At 70.1% G+C, this 18,925-nt stretch carries 15 protein-coding genes and 2 pseudogenes; 7 read left to right on the top strand and 10 right to left on the bottom strand.

Annotated elements, in window-relative coordinates; genetic code table 11:
- Positions 1-170: 170 nt before the first annotated feature.
- A complete protein-coding gene (locus tag RIN75_RS36085; protein WP_309116576.1) occupies positions 171-653 on the bottom strand; it encodes a DUF6326 family protein in 483 nt (160 codons plus the stop codon).
- A gap of 156 nt (positions 654-809) precedes the next feature.
- Between RIN75_RS36085 and RIN75_RS36080 the strand changes: the two genes are divergently transcribed.
- Both RIN75_RS36080 and RIN75_RS36075 read left to right on the top strand, forming a co-directional pair.
- Positions 810-1,952, top strand: coding sequence for a sensor histidine kinase (locus tag RIN75_RS36080; protein WP_309116575.1), 1,143 nt, complete (start codon positions 810-812; stop codon positions 1,950-1,952).
- Positions 1,949-2,605 (top strand): response regulator transcription factor, encoded by a 657-nt coding sequence (locus RIN75_RS36075; protein ID WP_309116574.1) that lies wholly within the window; start codon positions 1,949-1,951, stop codon positions 2,603-2,605. The genes RIN75_RS36080 and RIN75_RS36075 overlap by 4 nt, the downstream gene beginning before the upstream one ends.
- Before the next feature lie 292 nt (positions 2,606-2,897).
- Here RIN75_RS36075 and RIN75_RS36070 read toward each other — a convergent pair whose 3' ends face one another.
- The 3 genes from RIN75_RS36070 to RIN75_RS36060 are packed head-to-tail and all read right to left on the bottom strand — an operon-like array spanning position 2,898 to position 6,354.
- Positions 2,898-3,515: a hypothetical protein gene (locus RIN75_RS36070; RefSeq protein ID WP_309116573.1), complete on the bottom strand. Its 618-nt coding sequence runs from the start codon at positions 3,513-3,515 to the stop codon at positions 2,898-2,900.
- Between the two features lie 9 nt (positions 3,516-3,524).
- Positions 3,525-4,736 carry a hypothetical protein gene (locus RIN75_RS36065; RefSeq protein ID WP_309116572.1) on the bottom strand — a complete coding sequence of 404 codons (1,212 nt, stop codon included), beginning with the start codon at positions 4,734-4,736 and terminating at the stop codon, positions 3,525-3,527.
- A 28-nt stretch (positions 4,737-4,764) separates the two neighbouring features.
- Complete coding sequence (locus tag RIN75_RS36060; RefSeq protein WP_309116571.1) at positions 4,765-6,354, bottom strand: hypothetical protein; 1,590 nt, start codon at positions 6,352-6,354, stop codon at positions 4,765-4,767.
- A gap of 159 nt (positions 6,355-6,513) precedes the next feature.
- Here RIN75_RS36060 and RIN75_RS36055 point away from each other — a divergent pair, with 159 nt between their 5' ends.
- The gene (locus RIN75_RS36055) at positions 6,514-9,300 is read left to right on the top strand and encodes an AAA family ATPase (RefSeq protein ID WP_309116570.1); all 2,787 of its coding nucleotides are present in this window, start codon (positions 6,514-6,516) and stop codon (positions 9,298-9,300) included.
- Between the two features lie 93 nt (positions 9,301-9,393).
- Here the strand turns inward: RIN75_RS36055 and RIN75_RS36050 are convergent.
- The 3 genes and pseudogenes from RIN75_RS36050 to RIN75_RS36040 all read right to left on the bottom strand — a co-directional run.
- Positions 9,394-10,661 (bottom strand): annotated as a pseudogene (locus tag RIN75_RS36050) (error-prone DNA polymerase); the annotation flags it as partial.
- A gap of 309 nt (positions 10,662-10,970) precedes the next feature.
- Positions 10,971-11,468 (bottom strand): hypothetical protein, encoded by a 498-nt coding sequence (locus tag RIN75_RS36045; protein WP_309116569.1) that lies wholly within the window; start codon positions 11,466-11,468, stop codon positions 10,971-10,973.
- A 104-nt stretch (positions 11,469-11,572) separates the two neighbouring features.
- Positions 11,573-12,136 carry an SMI1/KNR4 family protein gene (locus RIN75_RS36040; RefSeq protein ID WP_309116594.1) on the bottom strand — a complete coding sequence of 188 codons (564 nt, stop codon included), beginning with the start codon at positions 12,134-12,136 and terminating at the stop codon, positions 11,573-11,575.
- Positions 12,137-12,515: 379 nt separating this feature from the next.
- Here RIN75_RS36040 and RIN75_RS36035 point away from each other — a divergent pair, with 379 nt between their 5' ends.
- Positions 12,516-12,881, top strand: a complete 366-nt coding sequence (locus tag RIN75_RS36035) for a hypothetical protein (protein ID WP_309116568.1) — start codon at positions 12,516-12,518, stop codon at positions 12,879-12,881.
- The gene (locus RIN75_RS36030) at positions 12,850-13,587 is read left to right on the top strand and encodes a NucA/NucB deoxyribonuclease domain-containing protein (protein WP_309116567.1); all 738 of its coding nucleotides are present in this window, start codon (positions 12,850-12,852) and stop codon (positions 13,585-13,587) included. The genes RIN75_RS36035 and RIN75_RS36030 overlap by 32 nt, the downstream gene beginning before the upstream one ends.
- A 577-nt stretch (positions 13,588-14,164) precedes the next feature.
- Here the strand turns inward: RIN75_RS36030 and RIN75_RS36025 are convergent.
- The 3 genes and pseudogenes from RIN75_RS36025 to RIN75_RS36020 form a co-directional block, all read right to left on the bottom strand.
- Positions 14,165-15,109: a carbohydrate kinase gene (locus RIN75_RS36025; RefSeq protein WP_309116566.1), complete on the bottom strand. Its 945-nt coding sequence runs from the start codon at positions 15,107-15,109 to the stop codon at positions 14,165-14,167.
- Positions 15,106-15,372 (bottom strand): annotated as a pseudogene (locus RIN75_RS44285) (GH32 C-terminal domain-containing protein); the annotation flags it as partial. The gene RIN75_RS36025 and the pseudogene RIN75_RS44285, both read right to left, overlap by 4 nt.
- Before the next feature lie 72 nt (positions 15,373-15,444).
- Positions 15,445-15,846, bottom strand: coding sequence for a substrate-binding domain-containing protein (locus RIN75_RS36020; RefSeq protein WP_309116593.1), 402 nt, complete (start codon positions 15,844-15,846; stop codon positions 15,445-15,447).
- Positions 15,847-16,151: 305 nt separating this feature from the next.
- Between RIN75_RS36020 and RIN75_RS36015 the strand changes: the two genes are divergently transcribed.
- Both RIN75_RS36015 and RIN75_RS36010 read left to right on the top strand, forming a co-directional pair.
- Positions 16,152-17,144 carry a LacI family DNA-binding transcriptional regulator gene (locus RIN75_RS36015; RefSeq protein WP_309116565.1) on the top strand — a complete coding sequence of 331 codons (993 nt, stop codon included), beginning with the start codon at positions 16,152-16,154 and terminating at the stop codon, positions 17,142-17,144.
- A 73-nt stretch (positions 17,145-17,217) separates the two neighbouring features.
- Entirely contained in the window at positions 17,218-18,888 is a 1,671-nt protein-coding gene (locus tag RIN75_RS36010; RefSeq protein WP_309116564.1) for an ABC transporter substrate-binding protein, read from the top strand.
- Positions 18,889-18,925: the final 37 nt, after the last annotated feature.

Below are 18,925 nucleotides of genomic sequence, written 5' to 3'. Positions count from 1 at the left end.
GCGGTGGGCCTGTGTGCGCATCCGACGACCTGACCTGCCGGTAGGGGCCTTGGAAGGCCCCTACGCGACGTCCCAGTGGTAGTTGGTGTCCTACCGCCAACAGGCCCACGCCGCGGCACCGAGGCAGACGGCTCCGAACAGGACGGGGACTGAGCTTGGGTTCACGCTTGCTATTGGGCGCGAACGGTTTCACGGTCCGGGCTGGTGGCCATGGTCGCCGACGGTGCGGTGCGGGGCCAGGTCCAGGCGTACCGCAGGATGACGGCGAGAATGATCACTTCCAGTACGACGCCAAGGCCGTAGAAGTACCTCCAGGACTCGCCCACCGCGTTGAATGCCGCGAAGGGGACCTGTACCGAGGCCACGATGAGGTTCGTGATCCGGTTCGCCCGGGCGGGCAGCGTCATCGACAGCACGATCATGAAGATCGGGATCGCCATGAGTACGAGGAAGACGGTGAACAACGTCTGGCTGATGTCGAACTCCCAGACGACGCCTGCCTGGATGTCAGCGACGACGCCGGGTTTGAAGAAGGCCAGGATGTCCACGTAGGCGTAGAGGAACATGAGGCTTGTCCACGCCGCGGCGAGCTTGACTCGCACCGGGATCCGCGGGTCTTCCAGTGTGGTGGTGGGTTGACGTGTTCTCATCATGGGCTCCGTTGTGGTGATGATCGGTAGGTCCACGATCGCCGGGCGCGGCGGCGGGCACATCGGTGTCGAGGCCGGACCCGCCTCGTTCGGTGGGAGGAGCCGCGTCTCGTTCTTTCGGTCGGTCCCCGCCGCCTCGGCGGTTCCTAGACTGGGTGTGTGATCACCAACGCCCTGAGATCGCTGTGGGCCGAGCCCCGCGCCACGGACGCTCCCGAACGGGTGTCGCGCGACTGGGTGCTGGTCGGGGTGTTGATGGTGACGGCGCTGCTCGAGGGAGTCCTCCGGGACGACGTCGCCTGGCGGCCGTTCGCGACGATCGTGGCGGTCGGACTCGCGCCGGTGCTGCTGTGGCGGCGTAGCCACCCGTTGGCCTGTGTGGTGGTGGCCTTCGGCACCGCGATGGCGTTGGGGCTGGCGAGCCTGCTGGGCGGGGCCCCGAGCGTGGGCCTCGACACGATGATCTACGTCTTGGTGCTCGTCTACGCGCTGGTCCGCTGGGGCTCAGGGCACGAGATCGTGATCGGGCTGGCGGTGGTGGCGGTCGCCGCGGGAATCGGTATGGTCCCCGACCACGTCGGGCCTGCCGAGCTCTACGGCGGGTTCGCCATCTTGACGGCGGCGGCGGCGGGCGGAGCGGCGTTCCGCTACCGCGCCGAGAGCTGGCGCCGGGCGTTGGACCAGATCCGCAGCCAGGAGCGGGTCGGCCTCGCGCGCGAGCTGCACGACGTGGTCGCCCACCACGTCTCGGCGATCGCTGTGCAGGCGCAGGCGGGCCGGGCGATCGCCGGGCAGCGACCTGAAGCGGCGCTCGAGACGCTGGCGGTCATCGAAGGGGAAGCGTCGCGGACGCTCGCGGAGATGCGGGCGATGGTCCGGGTGCTGCGCGACGGAGCGCCGGCGGCGTACGCCCCCCAGCCCGGCGTTGCCGACCTGGTGTCCCTCGCCCGCCGCGACCCTGTCCCGGTCGTCGACGTGGAGTTGCCGGATGACCTGGACCAACTTCCGCTCCAGGTCGACGCGACGGTCTACCGGCTGGCGCAAGAGTCGCTGACCAACGCCCTGCGGCACGCCCGCAACGCCTCGCGTGTGGAGATCCGGGTCGTTGAGGGCGCGGGAAGGCTGCGACTACGCGTGACCGACGACGGACAGATCGACCCGGCACGGTCGGTGAACCAGGGCTTCGGGCTGCTGGGGATGACCGAGCGTGTGCAGTTGCTCGGCGGCACGCTGCGTGCCGGGCCGGCCCCCGGGGGCGGGTGGACGGTCGACGCCGAACTGCCGACGAAGGTACGCCGATGACGGTGCGCGTGCTGGTGGCCGACGACCAGGATCTGGTGCGCACCGGCCTGTCGATGATCCTCGACGCGCAGCCCGACATCGAGGTCGTCGGCCAGGCCGCCGACGGCCATGCCGCCGTCGAGCTGGCGCATCGGCTCCGCCCCGACGTGTGCCTGGTCGACATCCAGATGCCCGGGCTCGACGGCATCGAGGTGACCCAGCTCCTCGCAGGGCGGGGCGTCCCGGACCCGATCGCGGTGGTGGTGATCACGACATTCGACCTCGACGAGTACGTCCACGGCGCGCTCCGGGCCGGCGCCCGAGGCTTTCTGCTCAAGGACGCCGGGCCGGAGCTGCTCGTCCAGGCCGTCCATGCCGCCGCCGTCGGCGATGCACTGATCGCGCCGAACATCACCCGGCGGCTGCTGGCCACCCTCGCCGCCAGGGAACCGTCGAGCCGACGGACCCACCCGATCGAGCCGCTCACCGAACGCGAGGAGGAGGTGCTGACGCTGGTCGCCCGTGGCCGCACGAACGCCGAGATCGCCGACGAGCTGTTCATCGGCTTGACCACCGCCAAGACCCACGTCGCCAGCCTGCTGACCAAAATCGGCGCCCGAAACAGGGTCGAGATCGCGATGTGGGCGTACGACACCGGCCGGGTGGGGCACTGAACCCAACCCGACGTGCATGCACGACGACTGGTTCTTACCCAGATCGACGCCGCGCTCCAGCGTCAAACCAGCGCGGTCACCCTCGGCATGCCCACGTTCACCTCGCTCGCCGGTCGAACAACATCCACGTCACCACCGAAACGGCACCGCGCAACGTCCTGTACTGCCGATGGGCGGATATCGGTAGACCCCCTGGCAACGCCGATGAGTCATCCGGTTCCCACGTGACGGGCTGTGGTCCGGGGAACGCGGCCGGTCCGGTCCCGCCGGGGCAACCGGACCGGCTCGGCGGTCAGCCGCCGGTGTGCGGCACGCACTCCAGGCGCTGGATTTCCCCGGCGTCCTGGCACCGCGGGTCGGTCGCGCACGCCACCCGCACGGAGACGGGCCTGCCGCAGGTGACGCCGGGCACCTCGGCCAGCAGGGCCACCCAGTCGCCGTTCGGCCCGACCGCGACGTGGGCGGACTTCGACCCGCTGCCGGTGACCGTCACCTCGACCTCGGCGCAGCCGGCAGCCGTGCCGGTCACCCGGACCGCGGACGGGGTCGGCGAGCCGACGCCCACCACCGACGTGATGGCGACCGCGCACTCGTGCGGGTCGGGGCGGTCGCGCGGGAGATCGGGCAGCAGCCGGACGCCCACGTGCGGCTCGAAGCCCACGTGCACGACCGCCTTGTGGGTGCGGACGGCCCCGTCGCCACGCTCCGCCCACACGACGTACGCGCCCGGCGGGATCTCGACGGCGCGGTGCCCGGGCTGGAACAGCCGCAACCCCTGCGTGTACGCGATGCCCTTCCACTGGAACGGGTCGCCGTGCGCGTCGCCGGCGAACACCTTCCAGTCCGTGCTGTCGTCGACCAGGCAGGCGTTGTCACCCCGCATGATCCACACGTTGAGCTGGGTCCACATCGATCCTCCTCAGATTCCGGACGGGGCGGGCAGCCAACGGGCCGACGCGACGTCGTTCTGCACTTCCTCGTCCGTGTCACCGGGCGTCTCGTAGAACAGGAACGGCTCGATGCGGTCGTAGTCCGGGTTCTCGTCCGGATTGGCGGCCAGGTTCCCGACGTACAGCACGGCGAGACCGAGTTGCAGGCCCTCCAACGAATCCCCGGTGATCCCGTCCACGGCGCCGAGGGCGTCCTTCACGAGTTGGACCGCCTCGGCGGACACCCCGAGCTTCTCCCGCTCGTAGTCCTTGATCGCCAGGACGGCCGGCGAGTCGGCGGCGAGGCCGACGAGCTGGAGCAGGTCGATGGGCGTGTAGGTCTTGATCCCCACGTCGGAGCTGACATCCCACGACGCCGGGTTGGCCTCGTCGGAGAACTGCAGCGCGGTGCCGGTCGGCGCGACGACCAGGAACGAGCTCATCTCGTCGTCGAAGTCCCCGAAGTCGTCGAAGTCGAGGACCCACGCGTCCGTGCTCAGGAACGGCTTGGGCAGCGAGGTCAGCGTCTGCACCAGCAGCTTGAGCGGCGCCAGCGCGATGGAGGCCACGTCGAGCACGCCCTGCAAGGTCATCAGCGTCGAGATCAGCCGGTTGTACGCGGTGACGATCTCGCCGACGGTGCTCGGGCCGCCGGGCGCGACGAGGACCAGGAACTGCGGCTCGTCCCCGTCCTCGCCGTCCGCGGGCACCACCGTGGACAGCTCCTTGAACTTCGAGCAGACGCACACCGCGGGCACGAGCGGGATGTCGATCGTGGGCACCGCGAACGGGATGTCGATCGCCCGGCTGAGCGAGGCGTCGCCGAAGTGGATCGTCAACGTGACCTTGAGCTTGTGCTTCGCCGCCGACGGCAGGACGGGCTGGGGTTGTGGGTGGGACACGAACCGCAGGCGGGGCGTGAACGTGAACGCCGACGACAGCAGCTCGGCCGAACCGGGGGCCGCGACCGGTGTCTTGACGAAGCCCTCCTTGATCTCCTTGTCGTCGCGGAACACCTGGTAGTGGACCTCCAGGCGGAGCACCCCGAGGGAGTTCAGCAACATCTCCGCGACGCCGAACACCGGGACACCCGGGATGACGTCGACGCGCAGCGGTTCGCCCGGCCCGACGCCGGGGGCGTTGCTGACCACCCTGGTCAGGTCCAGCATCTGCTGCGCGACCTGGTCGATCGGCTCGGTCATCGTCTTCTTCCTCTCCGTCCGATGTGGACTACGGCGTCACCCGGGCGATGCGGGACTTCCAGCGGCAGACACCGCCGACGAGGTCGGCGTGCTCGGCGGTCACCCAGAACGCGGAGCCGTCGACCGAGGTCTGCGCCCCCGTGTAGTCGCCCGTCCGCACGGCGAGGCCGGGCAGGAACGGCGCACGGGCGCACGTCCCGTCGGTCAACGCGACGGACGCGCCGAACCCCGCTCCCAGTGCCTTCACCGCGACCCGGGAACTGACCCGGTGCGCGTTGCCGGGCAGGTTGGCGAGGAACACCACGGCGGTGTGATGACTGGTGTCCACCGCGACGCCGGGGTGGTGGTAGAACGCGTTGTCACCGCCACCGAGCCCTTGCAGCTCCGACTTCGTCGCGGTCATCACGCCGCCGCTCTGGCCCATGACCAGCCGGACCACCCGCACGCAGGACTCCAGCGCGGTGCCCGCGGTGAACTGGCAGGCGATCGCGTGCGCGGCGGTGATCGCGTCGCCGACACCGGCCACCTGGAGGGTCCTGGAGTCACCGGTGTCCACCTTCGCGCCACCCGCTCCGCCGGGCGCGGCGGGTGGCGGGCTGTACGTCGACCAGGACACGGTCGTGCTCTCCAGCACCGGGGGCGTGACCGGGTCGAACGGGGCGATGTTGGCGACGCGCCAGACCCGGTACGCGTTCGACACCTCGGCGTGCCGGGTGCTCACCAGGTAGACCGGGTTGGCCCGGCCGGGGAACGACGTCGGGTTCGTGTAGTGCTGCGCGGGTTGCAGGGTGTGCGCGGAGAAGTCGTTGAAGACGCCCGACGCCTCCAGTTCCCAGTAGGGCGCGAGCGGGCAGGACGCCGCGTTGTTCGAGTACAGCGCCTTGTCCAGGGCCCGCACGGCGGCGACGGCGAAGTCGCCGGTGTGCTGGTTGGTGGTGATCACGATGCCGTCCGCGCCGACGCCGAGCCCGGGGAAGTCGGCGGTGCTGACCTGGTTGCCGGTCGCCGGGCTGGTGAGCAGCCCGTCCAGCTCGTAGCGGCACCAGTTCGCGGGGTCCAGGCCCGACGGCGCGGCCGACCGCGACACGGCGAGGTGGATCGCCGAGAAGTCGTCGGCCGGGTTCCCGTTGTCGGTGTTGGCCTCCTGCAGCGCGATCGCGTAGAAGCGCTGGTTGACCGCGTTGCGGTCGAAGTGCACCTTGGGGTCGAACATCAGGCCCTGCCCGGCGGCTCCGAAGAACTGCTCCAGGCTCATCACCTGCGCGTTGCCGCCGGTGGTGTCGGTCATCCGCAGGCTCCGGTTGACCGCCTGCAGGACCTTGGTCGCGCCCGCCGCGACGACGGTGTCGGAGACCGCGGTGTTGTCGACGGTCTCGTCCAGGCCGGTGAAGGGCGGGTTCAGCACCGCGGAGCCGACGACCTCGGGCGGTGGGGCCGTGTCGACGGGACCGGACACGGGGTCTGTGGGCGTGGGCAGCTTCAGCGTCGCGCGGTGCGACGGTGGTGCGGCGTGCGCGGCTTCGGTGGCCGGGACGACGACCGAAACCGCCATCGCCAAGGCCATCACCACCGCACGTCGGCGGAATGTCCGCCACCGCACGGAAAAGGTGGTTGTCATGAGTTCTCCTCGCATTCCCGACGATCGGGTGGCCGTCATCGGCCGATCCGAGTCAAGCCGGGCGGATCGCCGGTCTCATCGGTGAAACCGCCTACATCCCCGACGTATCCACGCAGACGTGCCACGGTCTTGTGCGCTGGGAGCAAGGGGGGATCCGGGGTGTTGGTCGGACGGCGGGCGGAAATCGCCGAAATTCGTGCTGCGCTGGAAGAAGACGCCGCCACGGGCACGGTGCTGGAGTTGGTGGGGGATCCCGGGACGGGCAAGTCCTCGCTGCTGGCGTTGGCGGTCGAGGAGGCCGCGGCGCGCGGCGCGGTGGCGCTGGCCGGGCAGGCGACCGACGGCACGCCGTTCGGCGCGCTGGCCGAGGCCATGGACGACCACGTCGCCGAGGGCGGCCCGTGGCGTGCGGCGATGGCCGACGACCTCGCCGCGCTGGCGGAGGTGTTCCCCGCCCTCGCGCGGTTCCGCGCCGACCGCTCGGAGCGGCACCTGGTGCACCGGGCCGTGCGCGGGCTGCTGGAACAGCTCGGCCGCCGGCGGGGCCTGGTGCTCGCCCTGGACGACGTGCACCGGGCCGACTCGGCGCTGGTGGAGCTGCTGGCGTACCTGGTCCGCCGACCGCCGCGGGCACGGGTGCTGCTGGTGGTGGCCTACCGGCCCCGGCAGGTCGATCCGCGCCTCGCGGCGGCCGTGCTCGCCGGTCCGGCCGTCGTGCGCCACGTCGAGCTGAAGCCGCTCACCGAGGAGCAGAGCCGGGAGCTGCTGGGACCGGGCGTGACCCGCACCCGCGCGGCGGACCTGCACCGGACCAGCGGCGGCAACCCCTTCTACCTGCGTGCCCTCGCGGCGGGCGACCACCCTGCCCGCACCAGGCTGCACGCGGTGCTGCTGGCCGAACTGGCCGGGCTTTCGCCGTCCGCGCGGCAGGTGGCGCGGACGGCGGCGGTGATCGGTGACCCGTTCGACGCGGACCTGGTCGCCGAGGTCTCCGGTGTCGACCGCGCGGAGGTCACGCGCGCGCTGGACGAGGCCCACCGGCGCGACCTCGTCCGGCCGCACGGCCTGTCCCGGTTCGCCTACCGGCACGACCTGGTCAGGCAGGCGGTCTACGACAGCACGGGCGCAAGCCGGCGCCGTGACGTGCACGCCCGTGCCGCCCTGGTGCTGCGCCGCCGCGGCGAGGCGCTGTCCGTCTGCGCGCCGCACGTCGCCAGATCCGCGGTCGTCGGTGACCTGGACGCCGTTGCGCTGCTCGAAGCGGCCGCCGCCGAGCTGCACCCACGCGCACCGGGCACCGCGGCGAGCATGTTGACCGAGGCCGTCCGCCTGCTGCCCGTCGACCACGCGGACCCGGCCCGGCGCCACGGCCTGGAGCTGGAGCTGGCCCGCTGCACCACCGCCGACGGGCGTCCGCACGACGCGCGTGCGGTGGTCCACGGGGTGCTGCACCGCCTGCCGCCGGGCCACGACCGTCGTCCCGAGGCGGTGGTCCTGGCCGCGGCGGTCGAACGCGTCCTGGGGCACCACTCGCGCGCGCGTGCCTTGCTGCGCCGTGAGCTGCGCGTCGTGCACGACCCGGTCACCGCGGCCGGTCTGGAGTTGGAGCTGGGCATGGTCGCCATCCTCAGCGGCGACTTCTCCGCCGATCGCGAGCTGGTCGAGAACGCCCACCGCACCGCGCGCCGGGTGGACGACCCGTCGTTGCAAGCCCACGCGACGGCGCTGCTGTCGTTGGCGGACTTCACCTCCGGCGCCGTCAAAGCCGCCGCGGTCGGCGCCGCCGCGGCGGCCGCCCTGGTGGACGCGCTACCCGACGACACCCTGGCCGCGAACCTGGAGACGATGGTCCACCTGGGGTGGATCGAGATGTTCCTCGAACGGTTCCACACCGCGCGCGACCACTTCGAACGCGGTCTGCGGCTGGCCCGCGGCACCGGTCAGGAGCACCTGCTCCCGTGCCTGCTCGCCGGATTGGCGTGCGACCACCAGTGGCTCGGCGAGCTGGACACCGCCGCCCGATGGGCCGACGACGCGGTCACGACCGCCGAACTCACCGGCAGCGACGAACTGCGCACCATGACCTATGCGCTGCAAGCCCTGGTCGCGTGCCGTCAAGGCGACCTCGACCTGGCCGCGTACGCGGGCGGACGGGCCGTGGCCGCCGCGGGCGCCGACCGCGACTGGTGGTCGGCCACGGCCGCGGTGATCCACGGTGAGGCGCTCCTGCACGGCGGGGCCGATCCGGCCGTGTGCCTGACCCGGGTGGTCGACGCCGTCGGCGGCGTCGAACTGGCGGCCATCGACCCGGGCCACCGGCCGAACTGGTACCAGTTCTTCGTCTACGCCGAGGCGGCCGCCGGCAACCTCGACGCCGCGCACGCGTGGCTCGACCGGATGGCCGAGGCGGCCGATCGGCTGGAGTCGGCGCTGCCGTGCCGGTCGGCTCTGGTCCGCCTGGCCAGGGGGCACCTGATGCTCGCCGACGGTCGCGCCCGGCAGGCGGTGGACGAGGCGCACGCGGCCGCAGTCGTCTTCGCGGAGGCGGACGACACGCTCGACCTCGGGCGGGCCCGGCTGTTGGCCGGATCGGCGCACGCCGCCGCCGGAGCGCGCGCCGCCGCCATCGCCGAGTTGAAGCACGCTCGTCACCTGTTCGGCGCGGGAGGCGCGCACCGCCTGCACGACGAGGCGACCAAGGCGTTGCGCAGGCTCGGCTGCCGCTTCCCGACCCGGACACCGCGGGGCGACCCGTCGCCGCGGCTGACGACACGGGAAGGGCAGGTCGCGGCGTTGATCGCCGAGGGGTTGACCAACACCCAGATCGCCCACCGGCTGGTGCTCAGCGTGCGGACGGTGGACGCGCACGTGCGCAACATCTTCACCAAGCTCGACGTGACCTCACGTGCGGCGGTCGTGGCGCACACCGCACGACGCCGGCGCTGAACGGTCCTGCTCAGGGTCGAGGTGCCGCGGTCGTCAAGTGGAGGTACGACACCCTGAACACCCGCGGTAACCTTGCCCTTTGGCGGTAATGCCGGCAGTGCCGGGCAGGGTGGCGGGATGTTCGCGGGCGGCAGCGCCGGCTTTCCACAGCGCGGCGCGGCGGTCGGCTTCGAGTTCGGCGAGCGCGCCCGCGGTGGCCAGTGCTTCGAGTTGGAGTGTGGTGAGGTTGGTGCGGCGGGCCAGGTCGTCGAGGCTTTCGTAGGGGGCCGTACCGGCGGCGGTGGTCGGCGATGCGGGTGGCGAGGTCGTCGCCGAGGGTGCGGATGCCGGCGAGGCCGAGGCGGATGGCGTGGCCGCCGGTGCTGGTGGGGTCGGGTTCGAGGCCGGCGTGGGCGAGGCTCGTGCCGACCTGGGCGCGGCGGATGTTCACGCCGTGGCGGCGGGCGTCGGCGACCAGGGACTGGGGCGTGTAGAACGCCATCGGCTGGGTGCGGAGCAGGGCGGCGCAGAACGCGGCGGGGTGGTGGCGCTTGAGCCACGCGCTCACGAACACCAGGTGCGCAAACGCGAGTGCGTGGCTCTGGGGGACACCATAGCCGCTGAAGGACTGGACCTGGAGGAAGATCTTGTTCGCGAAATCGCCGTGGATGCCGTTCGCAGCGGCTCTCCGGTAGAACCGGTCACGCAGTCGGTCCATTTTGGACAGGGCGCGTTTGGAGCCCATCGTGCAGCGCAGTTCGTCGGCTTCGCCCGGGGTGAATCCGGCGGCGTCGACGGCGATCTGCATGACCTGTTCCTGGAACAGCGGCACGCCGAGGGTCTTGTCCAGGGCACGGGCGAGGAGCGGGTGGTCGTGCTGCCAGGGTTCGCCCTGCCGGCGGCGGATGTAGGGGTGCACGGAGCCGCCCTGGATGGGCCAGGCCGGATCAGCGCGACTTCGACCGCGAGGTCCCAGAAGTTGCGGGGTTTGAGGCAGGGCAGGGTGGACATCTGGGCGCGGGACTCGACCTTGAGGACCCCGACGGTGTCGGCGCACAGCATGTCGTAGACCTCGGGGTCGGCGAGGTCGAGGTGGGCCAGGTCGACGCGGGTGCCGTCGTGTTCGGCGATGAGGGTTCGAACAGGAGGTCCCAGCGCAGCGGGTCCACGTTGGTCACGCCGAGCGCGTAGCAGACCGCGGAGTTGGCGGCCGATCCGCGGCCCCGGCAGAGGATGTCGTTGCGGCGGCAGAACTCCACGATGTCGTGCACGATCAGGAAGTAGCCGGGGAAGTCGAGCCGCTCGATCACCGGCAGCTCGTGCTCCAGCTGCGCGTACGCGCGCGGGTTGTCTTCTGACGACCCGTAGCGATCCTGTGCGCCGGCGGCGCGCGGTGGTCGTGGGCGCTCAGGAGCAGGCCCTGGCCGACGGCCTGCTTGATCAGCACCCCGACGCGGGACGCCCACGAGACGGTCGTGCCGGTGTCCTGCGACCGGTTCACCGCGATGGCGCCGGCCGATCACCTCACCTCGCCGATGATCGACGACGGTCTGTGTGCGCCTCGCCGCCCGATGCGCGTGGGTCCGGCCCTGGCGCTGCGAAACCAGTGCTCAACGTGGCGACCGCCCTTCGCGGTTTGCGGGGGCAGATCACTTTCGACTCAATACGCTTGCCGTGGCTGGTAGGGCTGTTCAAGCGGTCAGGCAACCACCACCTGGCAGGGGTCCCACTACGTCGTGTCCACTCAGCCCGAGAGGCACTCGGTTCAGATAGCCGATGACACAGGTGCGGTCGTCGACCTGGATCGCGTACAGCAGACTGCCGTGAGGAGCAGCATCCTCGGTGGTGGCGATGCGGGCGGTGTTGCGGCTGAAGCCCGCGCTGGTCATGTCCTGCTTCAGGCGGTCAGCATCGGCTTGAGAGGGCGCCCTGGGTTCGTGTTCGCGTGCACAGGGCATCCCATGGTCGGTGTAGCACCTGCCGAGCAGCCCTAGTGCTCGTTCGACCCGGGCGAACGCGGCTTCGCCGACTGCGCGTTGGGATTCGCTGATCCTGCTCCGTCCAGCGGTGTCGGCCGACACGCGCTCGCAGAGATCCCGAGGTGTCTCCACTCGTGTTCCCCAGACCACACACAGGTGATCTCCGGTCGTGTCACGGTTTCTCGACGAACCGGAAAACAGTGCTGACACGACCAGGCCAAGTCCCACAAGCAGGGACGCAGCCGTGATCGCGGCCCACCGCGCGCTCGCACGACGTGTGCCGGCCGCAGCCGGCTGTGGATCGTGATGCCGGGTCATCGGCCGGACAGCGGAGGGCTGATCGGCGTGGATTCCCAGATCAGACGCCCGTCGCTGACCGATGCCAGGTCCGTGGACGCCCGAAAGTGCTGCTGGGCCGCTGCGTCGGCGTAGCCGCGACGTGCTTCGGACCCGTGCCGCAAGGCGTCGGCCACATCGGCGAGCATCTCGGCCACACCCGACCACCACACCACACCGGCCGCGCCGTCGTCGCCGCTCCAGTGCTGGATGCAGCCCTGTGCCGATCCGGTGCGGAGGTCGACGAAGAGGTAGTCGCCACCGCCGTCGGCAGCGATCGGGACGAACGAGGCGAGGAACGCCCCGGCGAGGCTGCCCGCCTCACCGACGCCGGCGTTGCGGATGGCGGCGGCTGAACCGGAGCCGACCGCGAATCCCCTTATCGCATGGACAGCGCGCAGAGGACACGGCTCGTAGAACGGCGGCAGCAGTCGGCCGGTCCCATCGCCGGGCTCGGTGCCGCCGCACAGCCTCCACCATGCGACCAGGTCGTGCGGGAGGTCCTGCCCGACGTCGTCGCGCACAGCCTGTATCTCGTCCATGCGCGCGGGCGGTGCAAGGGCAGCGAATGTCACGGGGGCGTGGACTTCGAGCCAAGATGCAATTCCACGCCACGAGTCCACTACTGGTGCGACCACGCCGGCCATTCTGCACCAACTCCGGCGGTGGAGTGGCGAGTTCCCGATCCGACAGCCGACGGTCGGACGTGACGTGACGGCGGGTATCGCGATGACGGTGGACGTAGGCGCAAGCAGGGTTGATCCGAACGGGGCTAGGCCTGTCCGTACCACGACGAAATGATCCTGGCGGGGGTTCATGAACAACCCGAGGGGGGTTGCTTTGCTTTCCCGTGCAAGAAAAACCGCGTTGCGTGGCCGCCGAGTGCGGTTACGACGGCGGCCGGTCACCTTTCTCGCTGTGATGGCACTGCTGGCAGCGGGCATCATCGGAGCGGTCGGCAGTTCGACAGCGGATCCTAGGACTCCACCGGCACCTCCGGCCCCGCCCAAGGTGCTGGCCACGTCGGATGGTCGGGTGCACTACCTGGACCTGTGGAGCGACCGCGGTGCGCACATCGCGCTCGACGAGCCCAACGGCCAGGGTTTCCGGCAGCAGCTACCGACCGGCAGTTCCATCCTGTACGCGACCAGCGTTCCGGTCGAGGCATACGACGGTTCCCTGCGCATCGTCGCGACCGGGACGAACGGCTCGCTGTGGACCGAAGGTCACCGTCGAGACCCGATGCCTGCCACTCGTGACGGAGACCGACTGCGAACCCGACCGTGACACGCCGCCAGTGCAACGCACCATCTCCGAGTGGATGAGCAACAGGGACGCCAGAGGAGATGTCCTCGGCGCCGAGCCGGCGACCGATCCCTCGCAGAACCCCGAAAAGCTCGGCTACGGCTCGGCCTGGGTGCGTGTGAAGGTGCAACGACAGGACGGCAGCACCAAGCAGGTCGACACACCGCACGTGCGCATGCGGTTCGACTCGGCCACCTACCTCACGTCGAACGGGCGGACCGGAGCGATCTTCCCGGACGTCAACCCGGTCATGAACTTCCCGATCAACACGCCGGAGTTCGCCGCGATGAGGGAGTCCGGTCTCCACTACCTCGAAGCCATGGAACACCCGGAACAGACGATCCCGACGATCACCGGCAAACCCATCCCGGGCGCCATCGGCGGAACCCCTCTGCACCGGCTGTACCACGACAACTACTGGCGTGAAAAGAACCGCGAGGAAGCGGTGCGCACCTGTGTGAGCGACTTGCCGCCGGGCCAGTACCCCAGAGAGGGGTACGACTGCGACGAATACCCCTTCGCCAGCACGCGCGAGGGTGCGTGGCAGACGACCAATCCCCAGCGGAACTTCTCCGTCAAGGCGATTCCCAGGCCGGACAACAGCGCCTCGGGGACCTGGATCGGCACCTGGTACTCGTACGACCGCATCATCGACGGTGACCACTTCTACGTCCGCGTGACCCCGTAGCACCAACAGAAGCAGATTTCGGACAGAACCCCCCGGAGGTGTCGGGTGCGGCGACGAAACACCGCACCCGACACACCTCGCCGTGGGCAGTCCGCTGCCGGTCGTTCGACCCACAACCGAGGGCACGGGAAACATCAAGGTCGGACCCTCATGTAGGCGGCTTCGTCGTCCGCGAGTTCGGCCACGACATTATCGAGGACTTCGGAACGCCAAAAGTCCACAGACAGTATCTCTGCGGTTACCCTCTGTGGACCGCTGCGGCTGAGATGTCAGCCGTTTTGGTGTTCGAGGTCCAGCTCAAGCCGTCCTTGAGTAGGAGAAAGTTTTGATTCGCCATCGAGCTCCATCTCACCGCTGTCTGGCACATGCTCGCCGGCGACAGTCACTACCACGATCTGGACGGGGACTACTTCGCCCACCGGGATCCCGTGGCTGTGCCATGCGCCGCATCGTCCGCCAAGCCAGCGCCCAGGGGTTCACCGCCCGCTTCGACCCCGTCGAAGTAGCCGCCCGACCAGACCAGGCAGTCACCTCACCACATCCTTCGGATCAGACCCGGATTTCGGCTCTGTCGAGGTCAGAAGATCGCGGGACGGGTGTCGGTGGGCAGCAGTTCGTCGAACCACGGTGGGTCGGCCCCGGGGCGGGTGCAGGTGAGGGCGGCGACGCGTTGGGCGTAGGCGAGGATTTCGGCCAGTTCGGGTTCGGTCAGTGCCGCTACACCGGTCCGGGTCAGCAGGTCTTTCCGGTCCAGGGCCGCCAGTAGTCCGGCCATGAAGGCGTCTCCCGCTCCGACGGTGTCGGCGATGGCGACGGGCACGGCGGGGAGGTCGACCCGGCCGGTCCGGCCGGAGGCGTGCACGCCGTCCGCTCCCCGGGTGACGATGACGAGAGCCGGACCCATCTCGTGCCACTCGGCCACGACGTCGGCGAAGGGGCGGTCCGGGGCGATCCACCGCAGGTCGTCGGCGCTGACCTTGACCACGTCCGTCATCGCGAGCCACCGTCGGAGTCGGTCGCGCACCGCGTTGTCGTCGTTCACCAGGGAAGAGCGGATGTTGGGGTCGAAGGTGACCACGCGGTGCGAGTGTTCGCGGGACAGCAGGGTCTCGAACGCCGCAGCCATCGGCTCGACGGCCAGGGCGAAGGAGCCGCCCACGTGCAGTGCCGCGTTCGGCGGTAGGGCGTTGGGCAGGTCAGCTACCTGCCAGCCGCCGTCGGCGCAGCCGTCGATGTAGAACGAGTAGTCGGCCGCGCCGGTCCGGTCGACGTCAACCACTGCGAGCGTCGTGGGAGCGGTGGACCGCACCACGTGGCCGAGGTCGACGTTGGAGGTCTCCAGGTGGGCGCGCAGCAGCGTGCCCAGGCGGTCCTCGGCCAGGCGTGCCAGCAACGCGGTCTGGGTGCCGAGTCTGCCGAGACCGACGGCGGTGTTGGCCGGGCTCCCGCCCGGCAGGGGGCGGTAGCCGCCGGTGCGGTCCGGTACGAGGTCGATGAGGGCTTCGCCGGCAACGATGATCATGTGGTGGTTTCCTTGCGGGAGTGGTGGTGGAGCCCCAGCGGGCTCCACCACCGTGTGCGGTCAGTGTTGGTAGGAGCCCATGTCCCGGGCGGTGAGGCGGTCGATCCGGGTGCTGCCGCCATCGGCGAAGACCTCCACCCCGTCGCTGGTCGGATGGGGAAGGCCTGGCTGGTGATCACGGCCTGGCCCGCGTCGCCGAAGACCTCGACCGACGACCGGTCCACCAACGCCCGCGACGTCACCTTCATGGTTCCTCCATCGTGCTGGGCTGGGGTTCTTGCCGGGCGACCGGTGTCAGCGGTCGCCCTGCCGAGGTCGCTCTGCCGTTGCGGTGGTCAGTACCGGGGCGGCGGAGCGACCGAGTCCCTGATCACCAAGGGGCAGCGCAGCACCTCTTGGGGAGCGGGGCCGGTTGTGGTCTCCGAGGTGTCGATGACGGCTTGGAGCCGGGCGATCGCCCGAGCCCCCATCCCGTAGTGGGGCAGGGCGACGGTGGCCGGTGCGGGGTGCAGGTTCTCGCTGATCAGCTCCTGGTTGTCGAACCCGATCACGGACAGGTCGGTCGGAACCGTGAGGCCGAGTTCGGCGGCCGCGCGGTAGGCGCCCATCGCCATGCGGCCGTTGAAGCAGAACAGCGCAGTGGGCCGGTGCGCGGACGGGAGCAGTGCCCGCGCCGCGCGGTAGCTGCCGAGTGCGTCGGAGCGATCGGCGACGACCAGCGCGGGATTGAACCCGATGCCCTCTCCGGCGAGTTCGTCGGGGCCGGATCGGGCGGGGTCGGTGAAGGCGTCGGCGACGCGCTCGCCGATGACGGTGACGCTGCCGGGGACTGGGGGCGGGTCATGGCGACTGTCTGCCTCTCTCGGGAGGGCTCGGGGGCCTGATGTGGCCAGTGCACAGGTATTGACATGCCGCTAAGGCGGACGTAACTTCCCTGCAACCACCAACTAACGCGCGTTATTAAAGCGCGAAACCTGACGTGATGTCACGCCTCCTCCGAAGGGAACCAACAGTGGCCCCGAACAACCCACGTCGTGTGACCATGAGCGATGTGGCCCGCCACGCGGGTGTCTCGCGGACCACGGTCTCCTTCGTCCTCAACGACCGGCCCGGTGCCGCCATCCCCGACGAGACCCGTCGGCGGATCCTCGACGCGATCGACGAGCTGGGCTACCGGCCCAACGCCGGCGCGCGGGCGCTGGCCGCGAATCGCAGCGGGTGGTTCGGGCTGATCACCGAGATCGTGACCGGCCCCTTCGCGGCGGAGGTGATCACCGGGGCGCAGAGTCGCGCCTGGACCGACCGGAGATTCCTGTTGATCGCCGCGAGCGAGGGCGACCCCGCCCAGGAGGCCGCCGCGCTCGACCAGATGCTGGAGCACCGGGTGGAAGGACTCCTGTACGCCACGACCTGGCACCGGGCCGTCACGCTCCCCGAGGCCGCTCGCGAGGTGCCGACGGTGCTCGTCAACTGCTACGACGCGGAGGGGGAGTTGCCGTGCGTCCTGCCCGACGAGGTGTCGGGCGGCTACCGGGCGGCCCGCCGGCTCCTCGATGCCGGGCACACTCGTATCGGCTTCATCAACCTCGACCCGGTGATACCGGCCGCCATCGGCAGGCGCGAGGGGTACGAACGCGCCCTGCGCGAGGCCGGGATCACCCCGGACCCTTCCCTCGTCATCCCGGGCTACGCCACCGCCGACGGCGCCTACACCGCCGCCTGCGAACTGCTCGACCGTCCGGGGGGCGACCGGCCGACCGCGCTGTTCTGCGGCAACGACCGGATGGCGATGGGCGCCTACGACGCGATCAAGGAACGCGGACTGCGCATCCCGCACGACGTGGCCGTGGTGGGGTTCGACAACCAGGAACTGATCGCCGGCTACCTGCGGCCGAAGCTGACGACGCTGGCCCTGCCCTTCGAGGCCATGGGCACCAAGGGCGTCGACATGCTCGCGGATCTCGCAGCGGGGCAGCCGCTCGACACCCGCCGGGTGACGATCGACTGCCCGCTGATCGAACGCTCGTCGGTCTGACCGCTAATCAGCCCGCCGAGGAATCCCATCCCGTCTTCGTCCTGTGTGTTGAAGAGAGGAAAGAGTCTTCATTATGGCACCCTCCGCACGCTCGCGGTGGCTGCGGCCCACCCTGATCGCGATCACCGCGACCGCCGCCTTGGTCCTGTCCGCCTGTTCGGCGGGCTCGGGCGCCTCCGCGGGTGACACCTCCGGCAACCAGCTGCTCACCATCCCGCGTGAGGACCTGGCGACGTTCACGCGCAACTTCAACCCGCTCTCCCCGCAGGCCGCTCCCATGACCAAGGAGGCCGTCTACGAGCCGCTGCTGGTGCACAGCATGGCCGACGCCAAGGACACGCCGTGGCTGGCCACCAAGTGGGATCAGTCACAGGACGGCCGTTCGCTCACGTTCACGCTGCGCGAGGGCGTCAAGTGGTCGGACGGCAAGCCGCTCGTCGCCGAGGACGTCGTCTACACCTTCGAGCTGCGCAAGAAGGTGCTGGGCGGCTTGGAGTACCTCGACAAGGTCACCGCGGTCGACGAGCGCACGGTGACGTTCTCCTTCACCAAGCCCTTCTCGCCGGCGCTCTTCGAGATCGGCGGCCAGTCGATCATGCCGAAGCACGTCTGGTCCGCGGTCGAGGACCCGGCGAAGTTCACCAACCCGGACCCGGTCGCCACCGGCCCGTACACGAAGGTGGAGAAGTTCCAGGCCCAGTCGTACGAGCTGCACCGCAACCCCGGCTACTGGCAGCCCGGCAAGCAGCAGATCGCCGGCATCCGGATGCTCGCCTTCTCCGGCAACGACAGCGCCAACCTCGCCTTCACCAACGGTGAGGTGGACTGGACGCAGTCGTTCATCCCGGACATCGAAAAGTCCTTCGTCGCCAAGGACAAGGACCACAACCACTACTGGTTCCCGCCCGCCGGTGCGATGATCAACTGGCAGCTGAACACCACGAAGGCCCCGTTCGACGACCCGGCCGTGCGCAAGGCGCTCAGCATGGCCGTCGACCGTGACCAGATCACCAAGGTTGCGATGAGCGGCTACGCCGAACCCGCCGACTGCACCGGCCTTGCCCGCACGTACGACAAGTGGCGCGACAAGGACCTGGCCGCGTCGTGCACGTGGACGAAGTACGACGCCGACGCGGCGGCCAAGGCCCTCGACGCGGCCGGTTACCAGGAGAGCGGCGGCAAGCGGAAGCTGAAGGACGGCAAGGACTTCACGCTCGACATCTCCGTCGGATCCGCCTCCTCCGACTGGATCTCGGTCGCGAACATCATCAAGCAGAACCTCGCGAAGGTAGGCATCACCGCCACGGTGAAGACGCCCGACTGGGCGGCCGTGATCAACTCCTACGAGCAGGGCACCTTCGACACCGGCATCGTGTGGAGTAACAACGGAGCCACCCCGTACGAGTACTTCCGCGACGTGATGTCGAGCGGGATGCTCAAGCCCGTCGGCGAAAAGGCCACGCAGAACTACCACCGCTACGCCGACAAGAGGGCCGACGGGCTGATCGAGGCCTTCGCCGCCGCCACGGACGAGCGGGGGCAGCGCGAGCAGGTCGACGCCCTGCAAGAGCTGTACGACGAGGTCGCCCCTGCGGTGCCCCTGTTCACCGGGCCCGAGTTCGGCGCGTACACCGACGCCCGCTTCACCGGCTGGCCGTCGGCGGACAACCCGTACGCCACCCTCGGCAACCGCAACACCAGCACGATCCTGGTGCTCACGTCGCTGAAGCCCGTCAAGGACTGACGCCCGCGCGGACCGGCGGCCGCCCACCTCCCCGGAC

Origin of the sequence: Saccharothrix sp. (genome assembly GCF_031180885.1) — a bacterium.
Lineage (GTDB): Bacteria > Actinomycetota > Actinomycetes > Mycobacteriales > Pseudonocardiaceae > Actinosynnema.
This window is presented reverse-complemented; position numbering and strand designations above follow the sequence as displayed.

Coding starts and splice junctions, on each gene's coding strand:
- RIN75_RS36060 (WP_309116571.1), bottom strand. CDS start 6,354: ATGACAACCACCTTTTCCGTGCGGTGGCGGACATTCCGCCGACGTGCG.
- RIN75_RS36070 (WP_309116573.1), bottom strand. CDS start 3,515: ATGTGGACCCAGCTCAACGTGTGGATCATGCGGGGTGACAACGCCTGC.
- RIN75_RS36065 (WP_309116572.1), bottom strand. CDS start 4,736: ATGACCGAGCCGATCGACCAGGTCGCGCAGCAGATGCTGGACCTGACC.
- RIN75_RS36015 (WP_309116565.1), top strand. CDS start 16,152: ATGAGCGATGTGGCCCGCCACGCGGGTGTCTCGCGGACCACGGTCTCC.
- RIN75_RS36025 (WP_309116566.1), bottom strand. CDS start 15,109: ATGATCATCGTTGCCGGCGAAGCCCTCATCGACCTCGTACCGGACCGC.
- RIN75_RS36010 (WP_309116564.1), top strand. CDS start 17,218: ATGGCACCCTCCGCACGCTCGCGGTGGCTGCGGCCCACCCTGATCGCG.
- RIN75_RS36040 (WP_309116594.1), bottom strand. CDS start 12,136: ATGGACGAGATACAGGCTGTGCGCGACGACGTCGGGCAGGACCTCCCG.
- RIN75_RS36075 (WP_309116574.1), top strand. CDS start 1,949: ATGACGGTGCGCGTGCTGGTGGCCGACGACCAGGATCTGGTGCGCACC.
- RIN75_RS36085 (WP_309116576.1), bottom strand. CDS start 653: ATGATGAGAACACGTCAACCCACCACCACACTGGAAGACCCGCGGATC.
- RIN75_RS36035 (WP_309116568.1), top strand. CDS start 12,516: ATGGCACTGCTGGCAGCGGGCATCATCGGAGCGGTCGGCAGTTCGACA.